Annotated in this window: 21 protein-coding genes; 11 read left to right on the plus strand and 10 right to left on the minus strand. The window is 66.0% G+C overall.

Annotated elements, in window-relative coordinates:
- The first annotated feature begins 4 nt into the window (after window positions 1-4).
- Complete coding sequence (locus ACPTTF_RS34460) at window positions 5-1,357, plus strand: TRAP transporter large permease (protein WP_039347791.1); 1,353 nt, start codon at window positions 5-7, stop codon at window positions 1,355-1,357.
- A 111-nt stretch (window positions 1,358-1,468) separates the two neighbouring features.
- On the opposite strand, the gene proP is transcribed toward ACPTTF_RS34460, so the two are convergent.
- Together proP and ACPTTF_RS34470 are read right to left on the minus strand one after the other, a co-directional pair.
- Entirely contained in the window at window positions 1,469-2,938 is a 1,470-nt protein-coding gene (gene proP / locus ACPTTF_RS34465) for a glycine betaine/L-proline transporter ProP (protein WP_423372083.1), read from the minus strand.
- 354 nt (window positions 2,939-3,292) lie between these two features.
- Window positions 3,293-4,213, minus strand: a complete 921-nt coding sequence (locus tag ACPTTF_RS34470; protein WP_423372611.1) for a LysR substrate-binding domain-containing protein — start codon at window positions 4,211-4,213, stop codon at window positions 3,293-3,295.
- A 90-nt stretch (window positions 4,214-4,303) separates the two neighbouring features.
- Here ACPTTF_RS34470 and ACPTTF_RS34475 point away from each other — a divergent pair, with 90 nt between their 5' ends.
- Genes ACPTTF_RS34475 through ACPTTF_RS34485 form a run of 3 tightly spaced genes read left to right on the plus strand, consistent with a single transcriptional unit; the run spans window position 4,304 to window position 5,625 of the window.
- Complete coding sequence (locus ACPTTF_RS34475; RefSeq protein WP_423372084.1) at window positions 4,304-4,993, plus strand: glutathione S-transferase family protein; 690 nt, start codon at window positions 4,304-4,306, stop codon at window positions 4,991-4,993.
- A 34-nt stretch (window positions 4,994-5,027) separates the two neighbouring features.
- Window positions 5,028-5,393: a nuclear transport factor 2 family protein gene (locus ACPTTF_RS34480; RefSeq protein WP_423372085.1), complete on the plus strand. Its 366-nt coding sequence runs from the start codon at window positions 5,028-5,030 to the stop codon at window positions 5,391-5,393.
- Between the two features lie 46 nt (window positions 5,394-5,439).
- Entirely contained in the window at window positions 5,440-5,625 is a 186-nt protein-coding gene (locus ACPTTF_RS34485) for a hypothetical protein (protein ID WP_423391201.1), read from the plus strand.
- Here ACPTTF_RS34485 and ACPTTF_RS34490 read toward each other — a convergent pair.
- The 5 genes from ACPTTF_RS34490 to ACPTTF_RS34510 form a co-directional block, all read right to left on the minus strand.
- Window positions 5,609-7,987, minus strand: coding sequence for an LPS-assembly protein LptD (locus ACPTTF_RS34490; RefSeq protein ID WP_423372087.1), 2,379 nt, complete (start codon window positions 7,985-7,987; stop codon window positions 5,609-5,611). The genes ACPTTF_RS34485 and ACPTTF_RS34490 overlap by 17 nt on opposite strands.
- Window positions 7,971-10,238 carry an outer membrane protein assembly factor BamA gene (bamA, locus tag ACPTTF_RS34495; protein ID WP_423372612.1) on the minus strand — a complete coding sequence of 756 codons (2,268 nt, stop codon included), beginning with the start codon at window positions 10,236-10,238 and terminating at the stop codon, window positions 7,971-7,973. Before bamA ends, ACPTTF_RS34490 begins: the two co-directional genes overlap by 17 nt.
- 80 nt (window positions 10,239-10,318) lie before the next feature.
- Window positions 10,319-10,621 (minus strand): hypothetical protein, encoded by a 303-nt coding sequence (locus ACPTTF_RS34500; protein ID WP_423372088.1) that lies wholly within the window; start codon window positions 10,619-10,621, stop codon window positions 10,319-10,321.
- Between the two features lie 140 nt (window positions 10,622-10,761).
- A complete protein-coding gene (locus tag ACPTTF_RS34505; RefSeq protein ID WP_423372089.1) occupies window positions 10,762-11,151 on the minus strand; it encodes a hypothetical protein in 390 nt (129 codons plus the stop codon).
- A 385-nt stretch (window positions 11,152-11,536) separates the two neighbouring features.
- Window positions 11,537-12,703 carry a porin gene (locus ACPTTF_RS34510; protein WP_423372090.1) on the minus strand — a complete coding sequence of 389 codons (1,167 nt, stop codon included), beginning with the start codon at window positions 12,701-12,703 and terminating at the stop codon, window positions 11,537-11,539.
- Between the two features lie 481 nt (window positions 12,704-13,184).
- On the opposite strand from ACPTTF_RS34510, the gene ACPTTF_RS34515 reads away from it, so the two are divergent.
- Window positions 13,185-14,444 (plus strand): hypothetical protein, encoded by a 1,260-nt coding sequence (locus ACPTTF_RS34515; RefSeq protein ID WP_423372091.1) that lies wholly within the window; start codon window positions 13,185-13,187, stop codon window positions 14,442-14,444.
- Window positions 14,445-14,541: 97 nt separating this feature from the next.
- Here ACPTTF_RS34515 and ACPTTF_RS34520 read toward each other — a convergent pair whose 3' ends face one another.
- On the minus strand, window positions 14,542-14,847 hold the full coding sequence (locus tag ACPTTF_RS34520) for a DUF4148 domain-containing protein (protein ID WP_166958477.1): 306 nt from the start codon (window positions 14,845-14,847) through the stop codon (window positions 14,542-14,544).
- A 277-nt stretch (window positions 14,848-15,124) separates the two neighbouring features.
- Here ACPTTF_RS34520 and ACPTTF_RS34525 point away from each other — a divergent pair, with 277 nt between their 5' ends.
- The 4 genes from ACPTTF_RS34525 to ACPTTF_RS34540 all read left to right on the plus strand — a co-directional run bounded on the left by ACPTTF_RS34525 (window position 15,125) and on the right by ACPTTF_RS34540 (window position 18,485).
- Entirely contained in the window at window positions 15,125-15,334 is a 210-nt protein-coding gene (locus tag ACPTTF_RS34525; RefSeq protein ID WP_423372092.1) for a hypothetical protein, read from the plus strand.
- 320 nt (window positions 15,335-15,654) lie between these two features.
- The gene (locus ACPTTF_RS34530) at window positions 15,655-16,332 is read left to right on the plus strand and encodes a response regulator transcription factor (RefSeq protein ID WP_347814773.1); all 678 of its coding nucleotides are present in this window, start codon (window positions 15,655-15,657) and stop codon (window positions 16,330-16,332) included.
- Between the two features lie 22 nt (window positions 16,333-16,354).
- Window positions 16,355-17,743 carry a sensor histidine kinase gene (locus ACPTTF_RS34535; protein ID WP_166958822.1) on the plus strand — a complete coding sequence of 463 codons (1,389 nt, stop codon included), beginning with the start codon at window positions 16,355-16,357 and terminating at the stop codon, window positions 17,741-17,743.
- A 58-nt stretch (window positions 17,744-17,801) separates the two neighbouring features.
- Window positions 17,802-18,485, plus strand: a complete 684-nt coding sequence (locus ACPTTF_RS34540) for a response regulator transcription factor (protein WP_166958471.1) — start codon at window positions 17,802-17,804, stop codon at window positions 18,483-18,485.
- Window positions 18,486-18,553: 68 nt separating this feature from the next.
- Here ACPTTF_RS34540 and ACPTTF_RS34545 read toward each other — a convergent pair whose 3' ends face one another.
- Both ACPTTF_RS34545 and ACPTTF_RS34550 read right to left on the minus strand, forming a co-directional pair.
- Window positions 18,554-18,709, minus strand: a complete 156-nt coding sequence (locus ACPTTF_RS34545; RefSeq protein WP_162923038.1) for a hypothetical protein — start codon at window positions 18,707-18,709, stop codon at window positions 18,554-18,556.
- 111 nt (window positions 18,710-18,820) lie between these two features.
- Window positions 18,821-19,093 carry a DUF4148 domain-containing protein gene (locus tag ACPTTF_RS34550; RefSeq protein ID WP_166958468.1) on the minus strand — a complete coding sequence of 91 codons (273 nt, stop codon included), beginning with the start codon at window positions 19,091-19,093 and terminating at the stop codon, window positions 18,821-18,823.
- A 13-nt stretch (window positions 19,094-19,106) separates the two neighbouring features.
- Here ACPTTF_RS34550 and ACPTTF_RS34555 point away from each other — a divergent pair, with 13 nt between their 5' ends.
- Both ACPTTF_RS34555 and ACPTTF_RS34560 read left to right on the plus strand, forming a co-directional pair.
- On the plus strand, window positions 19,107-19,409 hold the full coding sequence (locus ACPTTF_RS34555; protein ID WP_166958466.1) for a hypothetical protein: 303 nt from the start codon (window positions 19,107-19,109) through the stop codon (window positions 19,407-19,409).
- A 10-nt stretch (window positions 19,410-19,419) separates the two neighbouring features.
- Window positions 19,420-20,595 (plus strand): porin, encoded by a 1,176-nt coding sequence (locus ACPTTF_RS34560; RefSeq protein WP_423372093.1) that lies wholly within the window; start codon window positions 19,420-19,422, stop codon window positions 20,593-20,595.
- The last annotated feature ends 7 nt before the right edge of the window (window positions 20,596-20,602 follow it).

The raw sequence follows: 20,602 nt of genomic DNA on the forward strand, positions 1-20,602 counted from the left end.
CGCCATGGAACTCGCGATCCTGTCCGTCAGTTTTCTGATTTTCCTCGTGCTGGGCGTGCCCGTGTCGTTCGCGCTCGGCATCGCCTGCGTGCTGACCTATATGGTCGAAGGCTTGCCGATCGCGACCGCGATGCAGGCCATGATCTCGGGGATGAATGCGTTCTCGTTCCTCGCGGTGCCGTTCTTCATCTTCTCCGGCGAACTGATGCTGCACGGCGGCATCGCGGACCGGATCCTGCGCTTCGCGCAGGCGACCGTCGGCCACTTCCGCGGTGGCCTCGGGATGGCGAACGTCGTCGCGTGTACGCTGTTCGGCGGCGTGTCGGGCTCGCCGACCGCCGATACGTCGGCGATGGGCGGCGTGGTGATTCCGCTGATGAAGCGCGAAGGCTACAGCGCCGCGTACGCGGTCAACGTGACGACGCATGCGTCGCTCGCCGGCGCGCTGATGCCGACGTCGACCAACATGATCATCTACGCGTTCGCCGCGCAGGGCATCACCGGGATGCTGCACGGCCAGCCGGTGAGCGGCGTGTCGATCGGCGACCTGCTGTTCTCGGGGCTGCTGCCGGTGTTGTGGGTGATGGGCTTCGTGCTCGCCGCCGCGTACTGGCAGGCAGTGCGCCACGGCTATCCGCGCCGTGAAGACGGTTCGTCCGCGCTGCCCGCGTTCCCCGGCTGGTATGCGGTGCTGCGCAGCTTCGTCGGCGCGGTGCCGGGCCTGATGGTGATCGCGATCATCCTCGTGTGCGTCGCGAAGGGGATTGCGACCGCGACCGAAGCCGCCGCGATCGCCGTCGTGTACTCGCTCGTGCTGACCGCGGTGGTCTACCGGACGCTGACGGCCGAGAAGCTGCGCCGCGCGCTGTCGCATGCGGCGCGTACGACAGGTGTCGTGCTGCTGCTGATCGCGGTGTCCAACATGCTGCGCTTCCAGATGTCGTATCTGGAGATTCCGGATGCGATCGAAGGGCTGCTGAAGCAGTCGACCGCAGCGCCCTGGCTGATGCTGCTGTACATCAACATCATCCAGGTGTTCCTCGGCACGTTCGTCGACATGGCCGCGCACATCCTGATCACGACGCCGCTGTTCCTGCCGATCGCGATGGCGTGCGGCGTCGGGCCGGTGCAGTTCGGGATCATGCTGCTGCTGAACTGCTCGCTCGGCCTCGTGCATCCGCCGATCGGCTCGGTGCAGTTCGTCGGCTGCGCGATCGGCAACGTGTCGATCGGCGAGACCACGAAGATGGCGTGGCCGTATTACCTCGCGATCTTCAGTGCGATCAACATCGTCACTTACCTGCCGTTCTTCTCGACGTGGCTGCCGAGCGTGATCAGCGGGCACGCGGTGTTCTGAGCGCGTGCGCTGCTCGACGGGTTCGACGCGCGGCAGCTGTCGCCGAACTGACGAACGAGTGGGCGGCGACACCGGCGCGGGCCGCGCGGCGTCGCGTCATGCCGGATCGCGTCAGGCGCGCTCGCCGACCGGCGTGAACTTCCTGCCCGGTACACGGGCTTCGTCGGTACCGCCACGCACGAGGCTCAGCGCCTCCGCGCGGCTCGCCACGCACGGCGCGGAGCCGGGTAGCGGCTGGCGTGCCGTTTCGCGCAGCGCGAGTACCGACACGATGCCGATGAACGATGCGCCCATCAGGTAGTACGCGGGCATCATCAGGTCGCCGGTGCGATCGACCAGCCACGCGGTGACGAGCGGCGTCGTGCCGCCGAACAGCGACACCGACACGTTGAAGCCGATCGCGAGCGCGCCGTAGCGAATGCGCGTGGGAAACAGCGCGGGCAGCGCAGACGGCATCACGCCGGTGAAGGTCGACAGCAATGTGCCGTAGATCAGCATCCCGCCGAACACGGGCAGCATGCCGCCGGTGCGGATCAGCATCAGCGCCGGCACCGCCAGCACGAGCAGGCCCACGCAGCCGGCCATCATCACCGGCTTGCGGCCGACCTTGTCCGACAGATGCCCGGCGTAGAGCGTCATCGGCATCATCAGCACCATCACGAGCAGCACCAGGAACAGGCCGTGCGATTCGCGGAAGTGCAGCGTCGCCGACAGGTAGCTCGGCAGGTACGACAGCGCCATGTAGTCGGTCACGTTGAAGATCAGCACGAGGCCGACGCATTGCAGCAGCGGCTTCCATTGTTCGACGAGCAGCGTCGCGAAGCGTTGCTTCGGCCGCGCGCGTTCATCCGCTTCGCGTGTTTCGGCCTCCTTCTTGAAGGCGGGCGTTTCCTCGAGTTTCAGGCGGATATAGAGGCCCACGAGGCCGAGCGGGCCGGCGATGAAGAACGGCACGCGCCAGCCCCACGACAGCAGTGCTTCCTGCGACAGCGTCGCCGTGAGCAGTGCGACGGTGGCCGCGCCGAGCGTATAGCCGATCAACGTGCCGAATTCGAGGAAGCTGCCCATGAAGCCGCGGCGCCTGTCGGTCGAGAATTCGGCGATGAAGGTGGCGGCGCCGCCGTACTCGCCGCCGGTCGAGAAGCCCTGCACGAGGCGGGCGACGAGCAGCAGCACGGGCGCCATGATGCCGATCGACGCGTAGCTAGGAATCAGGCCGATCGCGAAGGTGCCGACGGCCATCATGATCATCGTCGCGGCGAGCACGCGCTGGCGGCCGATGCGGTCGCCGAGCGGGCCGAACACCATGCCGCCGAGCGGGCGCACGAGGAACGCGGCCGCGAACGTGCCGAAGGTGGCGAGCAACTGCGCGGACGGGCTGCTGGACGGGAAGAACACCTTGCCGAGCGTGACGGCGATGTAGCTGTAGACGCCGAAGTCGAACCATTCCATCGCGTTGCCGAACGCCATTGCGCCGACCGCGCGCTTGAGGACGGCGGGGTCGACGATCGTGATGTCATCCAGCTTCACGGACTGGCGCGAAGACCGGGCTTTCGCGGGGTGCGCTTGCGACGGGCTCAATGAACTCTCCTGGAATTGCCTTGGCAGCCGGCCGGGCTGGAATGCAGTGGAGTCGTGCGGGCCGATGGTCAGCGAAGGCGGATGTCTCGGGGGCCTCGATGTCGGTGAAGTGACGCGCGCTGCGGGCGACACCGGGCAAGATTGTTGTGAGAGCCAGTTTAGAGAAACGGGCGCAGCCGGCTATCGGTCATGCGCCTGGAACCCGGTTGTAAACGACACGGAAGGAATGGCGGCTGTCGTGCCGAATCAGGGACGTGTGAGCTTGCCGTGCGCGGGGACACCGCACGGCGGCAGCGGCCATGCGTCGATCGCGAATGACGCGAGGCAGGTACGCGAGAACGCGCATGCGCGCGCTTACGCTGCCGGCAAACGCCAGTCGGCCGCGGTCAGCTTCGCGACGAAGAAATCGGCCAGCGCGCTGACCTTGGCCGGCCGTGCGCGCGCGGACGGAGTGACGAAGTACAGGCCGCCTTCGGGCAGGCGCCAGTCCGTCAGGATCGGTTCGAGCTGCCCGCCAGCGAAGTACTGCGTCACGATGAATTCGGGCAGCTCGGTAATCGCGAGGCCCGCGAGCACCGTCGGCAACAGCGCCTCGACGCTGGTGCCGCGCAACATTCCGCCGGGCGTGACCGCGCAAGTGTCACCGCGCGCATGGGTGAAGCGCCACACGTCGCGCTGGCTTCGATTCGCGTACGTCAGGCAGGGATGGGCACCGAGATCCTGCGGATGACGCGGCCGCCCGCGGCGCGACAGATAGGCCGGCGACGCGACGACGAAGCGCCGGACCGGTGCAATGAGCCGCGCGACGAGCGACGAATCTTCCAGGATCGCGATGCGCAGCGCGGCATCGAAGCCGTCGCCGATCAGGTCGGATTGCGCATCGGTGAGGTGCAGGTCGACCGCGATGTCCGGATAGAGGTCGAAGAACTCGGGCAGCAGCGGAGCCACCCAGCGCGCGCCGAACGACAGCGGTGCGGCCAGCTTGACGAGGCCGCGCGGCCGGCTCGATGTCTCGCGCGCGAAATCCTCGGTGTCTTCCGCATCGGCATAGAGTTTCGCCGCGCGCTCGATCAGCGTGTGGCCGTAGTCGGTGAGCGCGAGCCGCCGCGATGTGCGGTTGAACAGGCGCCCGCCCAGCCGTTCCTCGAGGCGCGTCACGGCACGCGAAACCGTCGCGACCGAGACGCCCATCGCTGCTGCCGCGGCAGCGAACGAGCCTTCTTCGGCGACCTTCGCGAACATCGCGAAACCTTCAAAATCCGGCAGGCGGGATATCGACATTTTTGCAATGATGGTTTGCAATCGTTTTTGTTTCGAAAAATAGCACGGCGCCCTACATTTGTCTCACCTCAACGGAGATGAATCATGGAACCCCAATTCGCAGGAAACCGGGCGGTCGCGGCGGGCCGCCATCCCGGTACGGCCACGCTGGACGTGTTCGCATTCGCGACGCCCAACAGCGTGAAGGTGCCGATCGCGCTGGAAGAGATGGGCGTCGACTATCGGCTCGTGGCGGTCGACTTGCGCCGCGGTGAACAGAAGACTGACGCGTTCCGCGCAATGAATCCCGACGCCAAGGTGCCGGTGCTCGTCGACCGCGCGGCGCACGCCGATGGCGACGTCGTGTTGAGCGAGTCGGCGGCGATCCTGGTGTACCTCGCCGAGAAAACCGGGCAATTGCTGCCGCAGGATGGCTTGTCGCGCGGCAAGGTGTTCGAGCAACTTTTCTTTCACGCGTCCGCATTGAGTCCGGCCTTCCTGCAGGCGTTCAGGGCAGCGATCGGCGCGGCACCGGAACCCGATGCGAAAGCGCGCGCGCTGGAGGAAGTGGAGCGGGTGCTGGGCGGTCTCGATCGCGTGCTCGAACGCGGCCGGTACGTAGCGGGCGATGCATACAGCATCGCGGACATCGCACACTTCGGCTGGCTGTGGCGCCATCAGGCGATCGGCGCGACGCTCGACCACTTTCCGTCGGTGACGCGCTGGTACGACGACATTGCCGCGCGCCCGGCGGTCGTCACCGCCGTCGAAAAGACACTGGCACTCGCGCGGTAATCCGACCACAAGCTATTTGATTAGGAGAACGATGATGAACGACCGTATCCACGAACTGCTCGAACGCAATCTGCAGGAGGTGTTCGGCGAAGGTGACGCGGCGCGCCGCCGCGCCGCGATCGAAGCGCTTTATACCGACGACTGCGTGCTCTACGTGCCGCCCGGCACGTTCGTCGGGCACGACGCGCTCGACAGGTTCGCCGGCGACTTGCGTGCGACGCATCCGTATTTCGTCTATACCGCGCATGGCCGGCCGCAGGCGCTGCACAACGCCGGCCGCGTGTCGTGGGGCTCCGGCCCGCGCGGCGAAGCACCCGAATACACGGGTGTCGACGTGATCATCGTGCGCGACGGGAAGATCGCCGCGCTCTATGTGTTCCTCGACACGGAGCCGTCGTAGGCGCGCCGGCTTCGATCCGCAGCAGCGCCAGCACGTGCGACAGCGTGTGCGCAGCGAGGTCGGCGGCGCGCAGGTGGATCAACGGCGGCAAGGCATGGGCGGCGAGGACGTCGACATTGTGCAAGCCGTGCCGGCCGATTACCGTCCGCTGGACGGCGTATTGCCGTGGGCGATCGCCGCCGCAGCCGAGCGCTTGTGGGCGCTGAGCAAGCAGCTCACGGATAGTCGCTGAACCGCGACGTCGGCGCCGGCAGCGTCGGCGTCGAGTAACCGGGCACGTTCGCGCGGAATTGCTGCAGCAGCCCGTTGTCGATGCGGCTCAGCCCGTTGAGCTGCAACTGCACCAGCACGCGCGTGCCGGTGGTCGGCGACGTCGTGCCGTTGTAGTTCGTGTACTTCTGCAGCGCGAAGCTCACGGCCCAGCAGTCGGCCGCGTACTGGAACCCGAGCAGCCCGCTCACCAGCCGGTGCGCGGCGAGATCGTAGTCGACCGAGCCGACGCCCGACAGCGCATGCGTGAGCGGCCACTGCGCGGACAGCAACACCTGGTTCTCCGGCTCGTCGTCGAGCGTCGCGTTCGCACGCGCATACAGGTAGGCGAGATTGATCACCTTGCCATCGGCCGGCTTCCAGTCGACGCCGGCCGTGGCCTGCGTCAGCTCGTTGCTCGACTGGTTGTATTCGACCGCCTGCTGCCATTCGAGGCCGGTGCCGACATGAAACGCGGCGCCGGCGATCACGTCGGACGGGCCGACCGTCGGCGGCGTGTCGCCCGGCATCGTGACCTGCGATGCGCGAAAGTAATACTCCTGCGCGAGCACGAAACGCGCGAGCTCGGTGCCGCTGCCCGCATCGACGAAGCGCGTGGTGACGCCGGCCGTCAACCGGTTCATGTCGCTCACGCGGTCGCCGCCGACGAAGCGGTTGCTCGTGAAGATCTCCGCGAGCCCGAAATCGAGCGGCGCGGTGTCGAACGCCGGCGCGAAGGTCTGGTTGCGGTACGGCGTATAGACGTAGTACAGCCTCGGCTCGAGCGTCTGGATCATATCGATGCCGAACAGCCGCACCGCGCGCTCGAACGTCGCGCCCATGTCGAGGCTCGCGGTCGGCACGTTGACGGTGAAGTTCTTCGGCTGGCCGGCCGACGCGTCGCTGCCGATCGACGTGAGGTCGTATGACGCGGCGTGCCACTGGAGCTTGGGCGTGACGTACCAGCCCGGTGCGACGATCGGGTAGCTGATGAAGGTGTCGAACGTGAGCCGGTTGCCTTCGGTCGAATCGGCGGTCGGGATCGTGAAGCGCGTCGCGTTCACGTCGGCGCCGAAGTCGAAGCCGCCGACGTTGTAGCGCGTGTATTTCGCATCGAGCTCCGGCTCGCGGTTGTACGGCGGCGTGGTCGTGAACGACTGCCAGTTCTGCACGCGCGCGAGCACGGACCACGGGCCGTGGTTGTAGGTGACGCCCGCTTCCTGCTGGAACAGCGTCTGCGAGCCGACGACGAGCGAGTTCGCGCTCGAGAAATCCGACGGCACCGATGCGTCGGACACGCGGTTGTAGTTCGCATACGCGGCGAAGCCGTTGCCGAGGTTCTCGCGGTGCTGGAACGCGATCGAGTAGCGGTTGGTGTGCGTCGTCGCGTCGTCGGGCAGCACGCTGGCCGACAGCGAGCCGGAGTCAGTCGCGCCCAGGTAGCGGTAGTCGGTCGTCAGCATCGCGCCGCGCTTGGTCATCAGGCGTGGCGTGACGGTCAGGTCGTAGTTGGGCGCGAGATTGAAATAGATCGGCACCGCGAGGTCGTAGCCGCTCGTCGAGCTGATCGCGAACGTGGGCGGCAGGATCCCGGTCTTGCGTTGATCGTTCAGCGGAAACGACATCCACGGCGACGCGAACAGCGGCACGCCTGCGAAGTAGAGCACGCCGTCGTGCGCGATGCCGACGCCCGCCGCATTGTCGAGATCGAGCCGCGACGCGCGGAGATACCACGCCGGATCGTTCGCGCAATGGCAGGTCGTGTACGTGCCGTCGTACACGACCTCGCGCGCATCGTCGAGCAGGTCGGCGCGCGTGCCGGAGCCCGAGCCGCCCGTCAGGTTGAAGCGGTAGTGCGGCGCGCTCATCGTGCCCGCGACGCTGTCGAGCTGCAGATGCGCGTCGGGGCCGGCGAACGTGTTGCCGTCGTGTGTGACCTGCACATGACCGTATGCGTCGATCATGTCGGTATCCGCGTCGTAGTGGATCGCGTCGGCCTTCACGACCGACGTGTCGCGCCGCAATTCGGCATGCCCGCGTAGCGACAGGTCCTGGTCGACGGTACCGGTCGCGGCGGCGCCGATCCCGAACGTCGTTGCGGCCTGGCCGGGTGCGAGCGGATGCTCGACGAGCTGCGACGCGATGCGCAACCCCCATGCGTCGCCGATCCGGTACGGGTCGGCCGCGGCGCTCTGCAGTTGCGCATCGGCATCGCGGGGCGCGCCGAATGCGACTGACAGCGCGACCTCGACGAGCACCGTGAGCACCCAGGCGCGCAGGCGGGTGACGAGGCCGCCGCGCGCGGCGTGGCGCGGGCCGGGAGCGGAATCAGAACGACGTGCCAATCTGGAACTGGAACTTCTGGTACTGGTCGCCGGTGTGATGGACGATCGGCAGCGCATAGTCGATCTTCAGCGGGCCGATCGGCGAGATCCATTCGAGCCCGACGCCGTAGCTGTACCGCAACCCGTTCGCGCCGACGCTGTTGCCTTCGGTGCCCCAGACGTTGCCGCCGTCGACGAACGTGAACACGCGCAGCGTGCGGTCGTAGCCGGTGCCGGGCAGCGGCACGGTCATCTCGACGTTGCCGACCACCATCCTCGAGCCGCCGATCGGGTCGCCCGTCGTCGCGTCGCGCGGGCCGAGCGAGCCGGGCTCGTAGCCGCGCACGGAGCCGATGCCGCCCGCGAAGTAGTTCTTGAAGATCGGGTACGGCTGGCTGCCGAGCCCGTTGCCGTAGCCGGCCTGGACATTGAACCCGAGCACGAGGCCGCGCGCGAACGAGTGGTAGTACTGCGCCTGCACGTCGGTCTTGTAGTACGACACGGTGCCGATCGGCGTGCCGTACTCCGCGTTCGCCTGCAGGAAGTAGCCGTGCCCGGGGATCAGCGCGCTGTCGCGCATGTCGCGCGACCAGCCGATCGTGAACGGCGCGACGTTCGACACGCGCCCGAACGTGTTCACGTAATCGATATAGCTCTGCGGCGTCGTCGAATCGACGTCGAGCCGATCCTGTTCGAGCCCGAGCCCGAAATACACCATGTCGCTTTCGGAGAACGGGATGCCGAACTTCGTGTCCACCCCGTACGAAATGATCCGGAAGCTCGTGTCGTTCGTGCTCGAATAGTAGAGCGGCTGCGTCGTCCGGTAGTACACGTCGGTGATGCGCTTCACGCCGTCGATCGTGAAGTACGGATCGGTTTGCGACACGCTCAGCGTGCGCATCGTCGTCGCGGTGTTCGCGTTGACGGCGATCGTCTGGCCGCTGCCGAACACGTTGTCCTGCGATACGCCCGCCGAGATGATCGGCCCTTCGCCGGAACCGTAGCCGAGGCCGAGCGAGATCGTGCCGGTGGGCTTCTCGGTCACCTTCACCTGCACGTCGACCTGGTCGGCGGTGCCTTCGACCGGCACCGTCGTGACGTCCACGTCGGTGAAATAGCCGAGCCGGTTGATGCGTTCCTTCGACAGCTTGAGCCGCGACGAATCGAACCACGCGTCTTCCATCTGGCGCATCTCGCGGCGGATTACCTCGTCGCGCGTGCGCGTGTTGCCGGAAATGTCGATGTGCCGCACGTAGACGCGGCGCCCGGGCGTGACCTGCAGCGTGAGATCGACGGTGTGATGCTGCTGGTCGATCTGCGGCACGGTATTGATCGTCGCGAACGCGTAGCCGTATTCGCCGAGCTTGTCGATCAATGCCTGCGTCGTGTCCTTGAGTTTCGCCGCGGAGAAGCGCTCGCCGGCACGGATCGCGATGATCCGGTTCAGCTCGGCCTCGCGCCCGAGCAGGTCGCCGGCGAGCCGGATGCCCGAGATCGTGTACGGCTTGCCTTCGTGCAGCGCGATGGTCAGGTCCATGTCCTTGCGGTCCGGCGACAGCGACACCTGGGTCGACTCGATGTTGAACTCCAGATAACCGCGATCGAGGTAGTACGCGCGGACGGCGTCGAGATCGGTCGCGAGCTTGTCCTTCGAATACAGGTCGTCCTTCGTGTACCAGGAGAACCAGTTCGGCGTCGACAGCTGCATTTCGTCGCGCAGCGTCGCGTCGCTGAACACGTGATTGCCGATGAACGCAACCTGCCGGATCTTCGCGCTCGGCCCTTCGACGACGGAGAACAGCAGGCCCACGCGGTTGCGGTCGATCGGGCTCACGGTGGTCGTCACTTCGGCCGCGTAGTAGCCGCGCGTCAGGTACTGGCGCTTCAACTCCTGCTCGGCCTTGCTGACGAGCGACGGGTCGTATGCGTGACCGGACACCAGGCCGACCGCCTTCATCGCCTTTTCGATCGCGTCCCGGTCGAACTCGTGGAGCCCGGTGAAATCGATCGTGCCGATCACCGAGCGTTCCGCGACGTTCACGATCACGACGTTGCCTTCCGTCGCGATCCGCACGTCGTTGAAGAACCCGGTTGCGTAGAGTGCGCGGATCGCGGCCGAAGCCTTGTCGTCGGTGAAGGGGGTGCCGATCTTGAACGGCAGATACGAGAACACCGTGCCGGGCTCGATGCGCGTCAGGCCCTCGACGCGGATGTCCTGGATCGTGAAACCGCTCGACGCGGGTGTGTCGGGTGCCGCTTGCGCAGCCGGCACCGGCTGCGCGTGAACCGGCAAAGCAGCCGGCGTGAGCCACCACAGCCGGGCAAGCCAGCCGAACCTGATCGAACGCGTTTTCACTGCCAGTCGATCCCGTCGTCGAACGCATGAACGCGATGTTCCGCGTCGTTCTGCGCATCGCGCGCGAGCAGGCGTGACACCGTGTCGACATGCGATTCGGCCAGCTGGTGCACGGCCGCGTAGCCGTTGCCGCACACGGCGCTCAGCGACAGTCCCGTCGCGTAACGGCCGGTGAGCCGACAGCGGAAGATCGTGCGTGCGTCGACCGGCAGCAGGTACCAGCTGCCGGCGTCGAAATCCGACAGCGCGTAGGCGAAGGGTTGCCGGGCGAGTGCGGCGGTCGAAGAAGGGATTCGCATGATGAGCATGTCCTGTCAGAAAGGAACGGAAAGACACGATTCGGGCCGTGTCGGCTCGGATCGTCATGTAATTCGGATTGCGAATTGAAATTGGCCGGATTCGCCAATGGAAGGCGGGGCCGGTCAGCGCCGGTCGCGCATCAGTTCAGCATCGCGTGATTGACCGGTGCGGTCATTTCGGGCGGCGACGCGAGTGCTTCGGCGAGGTTGGTCAGGTTGACGGCGGGCAGCGCGAATGCGATCCAGCCCATCCCGACGTGACGAATCGACAGGACGGCGCCGTCGTAATCGGCGAGCCGGTCGACCCGCCAGCACGGGTCGATCTGCAGCGGATACTGGCCTTCCGGCGGTTCGACCGGATGCGTAGGCTGCATCGCCGCGCGTGCGGTCGCGAGCTGCAGGATCATCTGGTCGATATCGTTGACGCCGAGTACGGCGGTCTGGCCGTCGATCGTGAACCTGATCACTGGATACCCGGATTCGGTGGAGACTTCCATGCGCATCGTGTGATACATGATCGGGCCTTTCACTGTCGCTATCGGGGAACACTGCCGCCATCGGCGTGGCCGGTACGCGGTGTGACGGAAGCATAGGTCACGCTATCGTCAAATAAATTTCAAGATTGTTTCGTCATATTCAGGACTCCGGTACGGACGCGTTGTAAGCGGAATGAATTGGACTTCGCGCAAGAGTGGCCCGTAATTATTGAGATATGTGGCGAGGGTGACAGCGGGCGATGGTCCGGATCGGTAATCGATGCTGCATCACGAAGCGTGCAGACTCTCAGATGACGGAATTTCGCGGGGAAATGCGCATTTCAGCGCGTATCGAGGCTGCAATATTTCAAACGATTGCCGAGAGGGGCGAGCGTGTCGTGCGCCGGCCGTCGCGAGTGACGGCCGGCATCTGCTGCGATCAGAACCGGTGGCGGATGCCGAGGCTGACCATCTCCTGGCTGTCGGTGCCGGCGACGCCGTACGAACCGATCGATGCTTCGGCGCTCGATACCGACCCGTCCGCGTTCAGCTGCGAACCGGTCGCCTTTTGCCACGCGCCGACGAGATACACGTCGGTTCGCTTCGACAGGCTGTAGTCGGCGCCGAGCGATACCTGGTTGTAGGACGCGTCGGTGTCGCCGCTCGCATGCGTGTAGCTGTAGCCGAGGCCGAGCAGCAGCGCCGGCGTGGCCTGGTAGTTGAAGTACGCCTGGCCGGTGTTGAACTTCTCGGTCGATGCGAACGCCGACAGTGCGTCCGCCTTGTACGCTGCATTGCTGTACGAGAGGCCGACCGTATACGGCCCGGCGACGTAGCGTGCGGCGACCCGCGCGATATTGATCGACTTCGCCGTCGCGTAGCCCGAGTTCACCGGGCCGTCGAAGGTGCCGTCGGAAGTCGACGACCAGCCGGTGCGCGCGATCGTCGAATTCGCGTTGTCGGCCACGTAGTAGCCGGCGGCCAGCGAGAACGGGCCGTTGTTGTACGCCGCCGCGACCGACCACGTCTGCCCCGATCCGGTTTGCCCCGCGACGCCGCCGAGTGCGTACATCGTCTCGACCTGCAACCCGCCGTAGCTCGGTGACAGGTACTTGATCGCGTTGTTGGTGCGCGAGCTGTTGTCGTAGTTGTCGACATCGCCGGCGGTGGCGAACGTGCTGCCGAAGTAGTTGTCTTCGGTCAGCCCCTGAACCTGGTCGACGAGCGGATCGTACTGGCGGCCGAGCGTGAGCGTGCCGTACTGGGCGCTTTGCAGCCCGACGTACGCCTGGCGGCCGAACAGCGAGGTCGTGCCGTTGTACGTACCCATCTTGCCGTTGTTGACGTCGAAGCCGTTCTCGAGCTGGAAGATCGCCTTCAGCCCGCCGCCGAGATCCTCGCTGCCCATCAGGCCCCAGCGGCTACCGGACAGGTTGCCCGAGTAGAGGCCGAGCTGGTTGCTGCCGGTAGGCGTGGCGTTGTGCGTGAACTGGATCGACTCGTCGATGACGCCGTACAGCGTCACCGTGCTCTGTGCGTGCGCGGCGGAAACGCCGGCCAGCAACGCGAGCGACAACAGCGATTTCCTCAAGATACCTTTCATCATGAACTCTCCTGGCATGTAACGGAACTGCTTTCCTTCCTGCCGAAGCGACGGGCCTTCGTCAGGAGCCGCCATTAGGTCACGACACAATTTTCGATCCGTTGGGATTCCACAACGACGGGTTTACCGCAGATTTCCGCTCGGCATTTATGTAATTTGATGGTTGTGTACGCAACCTATTTGATCGACATGACGGAGCGCGCGCACTCACGACGCAATCCGCGTAGCAATGGGCGGCATCGGCGGCGAGCACCCATGCGTTGGTGCGAAGCGCCAGGGAATCGCACATTCGCGCGTCAAATGCCGTAATGAAAACAGGCGGAAAAAGGAGGGGGCGATCAGGCGGGCACGTAACCCGCTTGCTTGGCGACTGCGTGAGGCCGGTAAATCGCGGTAACGCGGCCCGTAAACCGGGTAATTCCACCGCAATCTACACTGGGTCGATCGGATGGACGAACTTCAACGCAACGAGACAAGGGCCGCCATGGACTCGACACAAGCGGTGTTTCTGCATTCCGGATATGGGGCGACCGACGGCTGGCTGTGGTCGTGCCTTCGCGATCTCGACGGTGTCATGGCATACGACGAACCGCTGCGCGCGATGGTCGAATCGGTCGATTACGCGCAATACGTGAGCACCGGCTCCGACGGCCCGCCGGCCGCGATGCCGTGCCCCGGCGAGCGACCGGCGGCGGACGTGGCCGACGCGCTCAGGCTGGACACGCCCGGCCTGTCGCGCGTCGAAATGGCCTTCCTGGCGAACCAGTTCGAAGAAGCGACGCCCGAATACGCGGGCGACATCGAATATTTCCTGCGCACGCTGATGACCCAGGCGTTCGATCGCGGCCGCATACCGGTGTTCCGGTTCGGCGAATCGCTCGGGCGCCTCGCATGGATGCGTCGCGCGTTCCCCGATGTCGTCCATATCGTCGTCGCGCGCAATCCGCTCGCGCAGTGGCAAGCGTGCTGCGACCGGCTCGTCGCGCATCGCGACACGTTCAGCATCGCGATGCCGTTCCTGGCGCTGGCGTGCGGCCGCAGCGTGGCGGCGGTCGAGCGGGTGGTCGTCGGCCTGCGCATCGACCTGCCGGACAGTTTTCCGTCGGTCGGCGAGCAGCAGCCCGATCAGTGCATCGAATTCTTCAAGGCCCATGCGGCGTACGTGGGGCCGGCGGCTTCGTATCGCGCCTTTCTCGGTTGCTGGCTGCTCGCGATGCGCCATGCGACGACCCATGCGGATGCGGTTTTCGACTGCGACCTGGCGATCCGGTCGCACGCGTACCTGAGTGCCGCCGAAGCGTGGATCGCGAGCCTGACCGGATTGACGCCGTCGCTGCGTGCCGCGCACCGGAACCGCGCGCTGCGTGGCCGGAACCTGTCGTCCGCGGATAACGAGGATGCCCATCTCGTCGCAATGGAGGTCGGCAAGTTGCTGGTGCGCGACGGCAGCGCGCCGGTCGACGCGCTTGCGCTGTGGGCAAGCAAGCTCGCCGAGGCGACGCTGGGCACGCGCGCGGATGCCGATGCGACGGATGCGTACGGGAAGATGTGCGTGGATCAGGCGCTCCGGATCGTCGATCTTGCGGCGGCCGGCAGTTTCGGTTGCGATGCGGTGCTCGCGAGCGAACTCGCGATGATGAAGGCGGCGTTGGGCGGGTTGGCCGAGCAGGAGAGCGAGCGGCGGCCGGGGCCCTGGTCGAGGTTGACGAGTACGGCGCGGAATTTTTGGGCGACGCGGCTGTAGGGGGAATCAACCGGAATCGTCGCGGGGTTTCATCAACAAAAAAACGCGCGGCCGCAAGGCACGCGCGCAAGCTCGGAGATCGTTTGCAGCTGGCGAATCAGTTGCCGTTCGACGCGACGGTGTTGGCTGCGCCGGCACAATCCTTCTGATACTCCTTCATCAGGCGCGCCTGCGCCGAATCGATATCGTCCGGATAGCTACTCTCGTCACCCGACGACGGGTTGTAGCCGACAGATTCCAGCTCGTTCAGCTCGTTGATCAGTTGCCGATGGGAAACCGGGCCTTGCGTATGCACGAACGGATAGTCGTTGCATTGCGCCGCCGTGAGCTTTGGCGCGGCATGCGCAGCGAAGCTCAGCACGAGCAGCGCGGAACAGGCGAGGTAACGGGCGGGATGTTTCATCTTCGACTCCTGGGAAGCGTTGGGAACTGGCCGTACGGTGGGATGCCAACGTCGACCTCACGACCAAGGTTAGGCACCGCGGACTATCGAAACGGCCGCGCGAAGATGAAACAAGTTTTATACCGGTCGACCCCGGCCGCTGCGTTCTTCTCTGTACGCATCGAACCTTAAAGAATCCTTCATGCACGTGCGACCGAACGGTTAGACGCGCGGGCGTATCGTCGAACACGTGATCAATCGACGCTGCGCACGGCGCGGCCCGCATCGGGGTAATGCAATGAAAAAGACCGTCAGGATGGCCGCACTCATCGTGCTGGTGTGCTCACCGGTGCTGTCGTTCGCGAAGGTGCAGGGAACGGGGCTCGCGATTGCCGACGCGACGCTCGCGCATGAGAAGACCGAACGCATGCAGCGCGTGGAGGACGCAGCGCATCGTGTCGCTTCGCATCGCGTCGACCAGCCGGGTGTGGCGCCGCACCGAAGCTGATGCACGATTCTTTACCGATACCTTTCGGCGCGGGCGGTTGCAACCGCCCGCGCCCGACGGCGGAGGGCCGTGCGGCATCCTGTCGCAACGGCGCGGGCCGGTAACGCCGGCCGGCGTTGCCGCCGTATATGAAACTTTCTTCATGAAGTCGACGCGCACGATTTACGCGCGTGCGTGTAGTCTGCATCCGAACGCGATCGCCCTTCGGGTGTCGAAGCGTGGCGTCCCTTCGCTGAAGACGAGAATCGTATATGGCATTATCAGTTTCCCCCGGTAACACGCCGGCCCTGCCTGACAGGCTGGTCGAAAACAGTGCGGCCATCGCGCACGTACTGACGATCGAAGACGACGAAATCACCGCGAACGAAATCGTCAGAGAGCTGAAAGGCCGTGGCTTTACGGTCGAATGGGTGGCGAACGGCCGTGACGGCATGGCGCGTGCGCTCGGCAACGAGTTCGACGTGATCACGCTCGACCGCATGCTGCCGGTCGTCGACGGTCTCACGATCCTGACCACGATGCGCAGCGTCGGTGTGCGCACCCCGGTGCTGATGCTGAGCGCGCTCGGCGATGTCGACGAACGCGTGCGCGGCCTGCGCGCGGGCGGCGACGACTACCTGACCAAACCGTTCGATCCCGAGGAAATGGCGGCGCGCCTGGAAGTCCTGCTGCGCCGGAGCCAGAGCTCGCCGGCGCCGTTCGCCACGACGCTGACCGTCGGCCCGCTCAAGCTCGACCTGATCTCGCGCAAGGTGTTTCGCGACGGCGATGAAATCGCGCTGCTGCCGACCGAATACCGCGTGCTCGAATACATGATGCGCAATGCCGGACAGACCATCACGCGGACGATGCTGTTCGAGGCCGTATGGGGCTATCACTTCGATCCCGGCACCAACCTGATCGAAGTGCACATGGGCCGGCTGCGCAAGAAGATCGATCCGCCCGATGTGAAGCAGATGATCCAGACGGTACGCGGCGCAGGCTACATCCTTGGCTGAGTCCGCTACCTTGACGTCCTCGATGCATCACGTCCAGCCGGCGCCGAAGCGCCGCTGGTACTCCAGCACGTTCCGGCTCGTCTCGGTCTATGCGCTGACGTTTTCCGTTTCGGTGATGCTGCTGCTCGGCTTCATCGCATCGGTCATCACGCACGACATGGAGCGCGAAACCGACGTGGTGATCGACTGGCAGATGATCTACTTCGATTCGCTCCAGGACAGCCAGCTTGCCGCGGCCATCCAGCACCGGATCGAGCACGAACGGATGCACACCAACTACTTCGGGCTCTTCACGGCCGACGGCAGGCATATCGCCGGCGACGTGCTGGCCATGCCCGACGGCATCCGGCCGGATCGCAACGGCGTGACGCTCGATCACACGATGACGATCGCGGGCGACCAGGTGCCGCCGGTCGTCCGCACGATGGCGGAGCGGCGCGCCAACGGCGACGTGCTGGTGCTCGGGCGCGACCTGACGCACATCCTGCGGATTCGCGCGGCGATCATCCAGGCGCTGGTCGGCGGCGGGCTGCTCTGCCTCGGGGCGGGGGTCGTCGGCGGCCTGATCCTCAGCGTGCGGCAGATGCGGCGCCTGAAGGAGGTCCGGCGCATCACGCAGCGCATCGCACAGGGCGACCTCGGGCAGCGGCTGCCGATCGGCGGGCACGACGAGATCGACCTGCTGTCGCATCTGGTCAATCACATGCTCGAGGAAATCGAGCGCCTGATGAACGAGGTGAAGGGCGTCTGCGACGGGATCGCGCACGACCTGCGTACGCCGCTCGCGCACGTGCATACGCTGCTGGCGCATGCGGCGGAGCGCGCGGACGGGCTCGACGATGCCGCGCTGGCGACGCTCGTCGCCCGCGCCCGCAACGAGACCGACGTGCTGCTCAGCCGGTTTCGCGCGATGCTGCGCATCGCCGAAATCGGATCGCTGCAGCGGCGCGGCGGGTTCGCCGAGCTTGCACTGGAAGATCTCGTCACCGACGTCGGGCAACTGTTCGAGCCGCTCGCCGACAGCCGTGCCATCCATTTCGTCGTGCTTGTCGAACCCGTCGCGCGGATTCACGGCGATCGCGCGCTGCTGTTCGAGGCACTCACGAACCTGCTCGACAACGCGCTCAAGTACACGACCTCGGGCGACACCGTGCGCCTGGAGCTCCACGATACGCCGTCCGGTCCGCGCATCGACGTGGTCGACAACGGCCCGGGCATCGCGGCGAACGAGCGCGAGGCCGTGCTGCAGCATCGTTACCGCAGCCGCCGCACCGGGCACCTCGCCGGGGCCGGGCTCGGCCTGAGCATCGTGTCGACGGTCGTCAACGTGCACGACTTCACGCTGCGCATCGGCAATGCCGAGCCGGGCACGCGCGTGACGATCGAATGCTGGCCGAGGTCGCTGGGATGACGGGGGTTCGCATGCAACCGTATGTGCGCGCCGGTTCCCGCCGCGAGGCCCGCTGACGATGCGCGTGCTGCTCGTGACTTCGCCGCACCCGGAAGCGTCGTGGCTGCACAAGGCGCTGCAGGAAAGCGGGCACAGCCTGCAGCGCGCGGACGATCTGCGCGACGGGCTGTTCCTCGCGTCGCAGGAGACCTTCGACGCGATTGTCGCGACCGCGTTCGAGCCGGGCAGCGATGCCGCGCTGATCGCGACGCTGCCGCGTTTCGTTGCCGACGGCGGCGGCGCGGCCCTGGTGGTGCTGATCGGCCAGGCGTCGGCGCGCGAGCGCATCCGCGTGCTGCGCGCAGGCGCCGATGCGTGTTTCGGCGCGCCGTATTCGTTCATCGAGCTGCATGAGCGCCTGCAGGCGTTGCAGCGGCTGGCCGGGCCGCGCGACGTGGACGGCCCGGTCGCGGTGGTGTCCATGCTGGAGACGCTCGCGCGCGAACTCAAGGACGGCAAGTTGCGCCTCGCCGTGACGCGCCGCGAATGCCTGCTGCTCGAATGCCTGATGCGCCATCCGAACGCGCCGGTGCCGCGCGACCAGTTGATCCGGTATGTGTGGCAGGACAAGGACGATGTCGATCCGTCGAGCGTCAATCTCGTGGTGTCGCGGCTGCGCCGCAAGCTCGCGCGGCATCTGCCCGATGTCCGGATCGATACGGTGAGCCGCTACGGCTACCAGGTGACGCTGCCGGACGCGTAGTCGCGCGGCGCGGGCCGGTGCCCTGTACGAACGGGCGCGTTGCCGATGGCAGCGCGCCCGTCGTGCGTTTACGAGCCGAAGAACGGCACACAGAAATCGGGCGGGCCGACACAATCGCCGGGGCCGTCGGGTTGCGCGCCGGCACAGCCGGACAGCATCACGCCGGCCGCGATCGCGACGAGCGCAACACGGGCGGAACGAACGAGCAGGGGACGAAGCTTCATGGATGACGAGTGATGCGATGAGCGGGAGGCGTCGCCACGGACGCCACGGAGGCCACGGGCGGCGCGGACGGCGTGCGCCGGGCAGCGCGCCCGGCCGCACGGCGGTGTGCATCAATGCGAATAGAGCGTGGAGTCCAGGTACTTGAGCTGCCCGTCCTGTTCGGCGTGCACGAGTTCCGCGTAGACCTCGGCACGCGTCTTCTCGTGGATCGGCTGTCCGTACGGCGGCACCCACTGGCCGGCGGCCTGCGCGCCGGGCACGCCATCCTTGGTGGCGGCAGGCGTCATCTGCATCGCCTGGGTACTGGTTTGAGCGAACGCGGGAACGGACAGCGCGGCGCACGCGGCGAGTAGAGCGGAAGCGGCGATCTTGGCGGTTTTCATGTTTGGAGTCCTCATGATGATTGACTGGGGTCATCCACCGGCGCGGCTTGTCGATGTCGCGCATCGGGTTGAGGACAAGCATAGGGGAGGGGCGCTATCGGATCGGCATACGCAACGTGAAAAGAAATTCATGCGCCGGCGCGCGATCTGCGAGGACATGAAACGGGCGTATCGCGAAGATGAAGAAGGTTTCATTAATCGGGCCGTTTTGATAACGGCGCTGTCATGCCCGCTGCCTAAATTGTGCGCCATCGCATCGCGGACAGATCGGCCGCTCCACACCGGCCGGCGATGCGAGAAGACCGATCCACTCTAGCGAAACCATCATGAAGAAACATCTGGCAATCCCGGCAGCGGTTGCGTGCCTGCTTGCAGGCGCGGCACATGCGCAGAGCAGCGTCACGCTGTATGGCACGATCGACGCGGGCCTGGACTACATCAGCAACCAGAAATCGGCGGCCGGCGCGGGGCCCGCCTACGGTGTGCAGAGCGGCAACGTCAGCACGTCGCGCTGGGGGCTGCGCGGCAACGAGGATCTCGGCGGCGGCCTGGCTGCCGTGTTCACCCTGGAGAACGGCTTCAACGTCGCGAACGGCAAGCTCGGCAACGGCGGCGACGAGTTCGGCCGTCAGGCCTGGGTCGGCCTCGCGAGCCGCCAATGGGGCACGGTAACGCTCGGCCGGCAGTACGATTTCCTGGTCGACTTCGTCGCGCCGCTGTCGGCGACGGGCTCGGGATTCGGCGGCAACATCGCCGATCACCCTTACGACAACGACAACCTCGCCAACGACACGCGGATGAACAACGCGGTGAAATTCCGCAGTGCAGACTATGGCGGCTTCACGTTCGGCGGCGCGTACGGCTTCAGCAATCAGGGCGGCGGGTTCAGCAATAACAGCGCGTACAGCGTCGGCGCGCAGTATGCGAACGGTCCGGTAGATCTGGCCGTCGCCTACCTGCAGTCGAACCAGCCAGGCGGCGTGAATGCGCCGCAGAACACCGGCGGATCGCTGAGCAGTTCGGACGGCGATGCGATGCTCGTGGGCGGCCGCTGGCGCACGTTCGGCGCCGGCGCGCACTATGCGTTCGATCATGCGACGATCGGCTTCGTCTATACGAGAACGATCCTGAACGACCCGCGCGAACTGTCGCAGGGCGGCGCGTACGGCGCCGTGAACGGCCAGTTGCTGACCTTCAGCAACTACGAACTGAACGGGCGCTACTTCCTGACGCCGGCGTTCTCGCTGGGCGGCTCGTATACGTTCACGCAGGGCCGCTTCGACGATGCGGGCCGCAGCATCGCGCCGAAATGGAACCAGTTCATGCTGCAGGCCGACTATGCGCTGTCGCGCCGCACCGATCTCTATCTCGAAGGCGTGTACCAGCGCGTGACGGGCGCGGAGGGTGTCGCGGTGCTCGGCAACGCGGGGATCTTCAATCTTGCCGCATCGGGCAACGATCGCCAGGCGGTGGTCGCGGCCGGCATCCGTCACAAGTTCTGATTGGCGG

This window comes from Burkholderia crassaminum (assembly GCF_964265005.1).
Taxonomy (GTDB): Bacteria; Pseudomonadota; Gammaproteobacteria; order Burkholderiales; family Burkholderiaceae; genus Burkholderia.

Bases quoted from the DNA above. Each gene is read 5' to 3' on its own strand.
- ACPTTF_RS34545 (WP_162923038.1), bottom strand. From the start codon at position 18,709: ATGAAGCTTCGTCCCCTGCTCGTTCGTTCCGCCCGTGTTGCGCTCGTC.
- ACPTTF_RS34540 (WP_166958471.1), top strand. From the start codon at position 17,802: ATGCGCGTGCTGCTCGTGACTTCGCCGCACCCGGAAGCGTCGTGGCTG.
- ACPTTF_RS34560 (WP_423372093.1), top strand. From the start codon at position 19,420: ATGAAGAAACATCTGGCAATCCCGGCAGCGGTTGCGTGCCTGCTTGCA.
- ACPTTF_RS34555 (WP_166958466.1), top strand. From the start codon at position 19,107: ATGATGATTGACTGGGGTCATCCACCGGCGCGGCTTGTCGATGTCGCG.
- ACPTTF_RS34550 (WP_166958468.1), bottom strand. From the start codon at position 19,093: ATGAAAACCGCCAAGATCGCCGCTTCCGCTCTACTCGCCGCGTGCGCC.
- ACPTTF_RS34535 (WP_166958822.1), top strand. From the start codon at position 16,355: ATGCATCACGTCCAGCCGGCGCCGAAGCGCCGCTGGTACTCCAGCACG.
- ACPTTF_RS34525 (WP_423372092.1), top strand. From the start codon at position 15,125: ATGAAAAAGACCGTCAGGATGGCCGCACTCATCGTGCTGGTGTGCTCA.
- ACPTTF_RS34500 (WP_423372088.1), bottom strand. From the start codon at position 10,621: ATGCGAATCCCTTCTTCGACCGCCGCACTCGCCCGGCAACCCTTCGCC.
- ACPTTF_RS34515 (WP_423372091.1), top strand. From the start codon at position 13,185: ATGGACTCGACACAAGCGGTGTTTCTGCATTCCGGATATGGGGCGACC.
- ACPTTF_RS34460 (WP_039347791.1), top strand. From the start codon at position 5: ATGGAACTCGCGATCCTGTCCGTCAGTTTTCTGATTTTCCTCGTGCTG.
- ACPTTF_RS34480 (WP_423372085.1), top strand. From the start codon at position 5,028: ATGAACGACCGTATCCACGAACTGCTCGAACGCAATCTGCAGGAGGTG.
- ACPTTF_RS34510 (WP_423372090.1), bottom strand. From the start codon at position 12,703: ATGATGAAAGGTATCTTGAGGAAATCGCTGTTGTCGCTCGCGTTGCTG.
- ACPTTF_RS34520 (WP_166958477.1), bottom strand. From the start codon at position 14,847: ATGAAACATCCCGCCCGTTACCTCGCCTGTTCCGCGCTGCTCGTGCTG.
- ACPTTF_RS34475 (WP_423372084.1), top strand. From the start codon at position 4,304: ATGGAACCCCAATTCGCAGGAAACCGGGCGGTCGCGGCGGGCCGCCAT.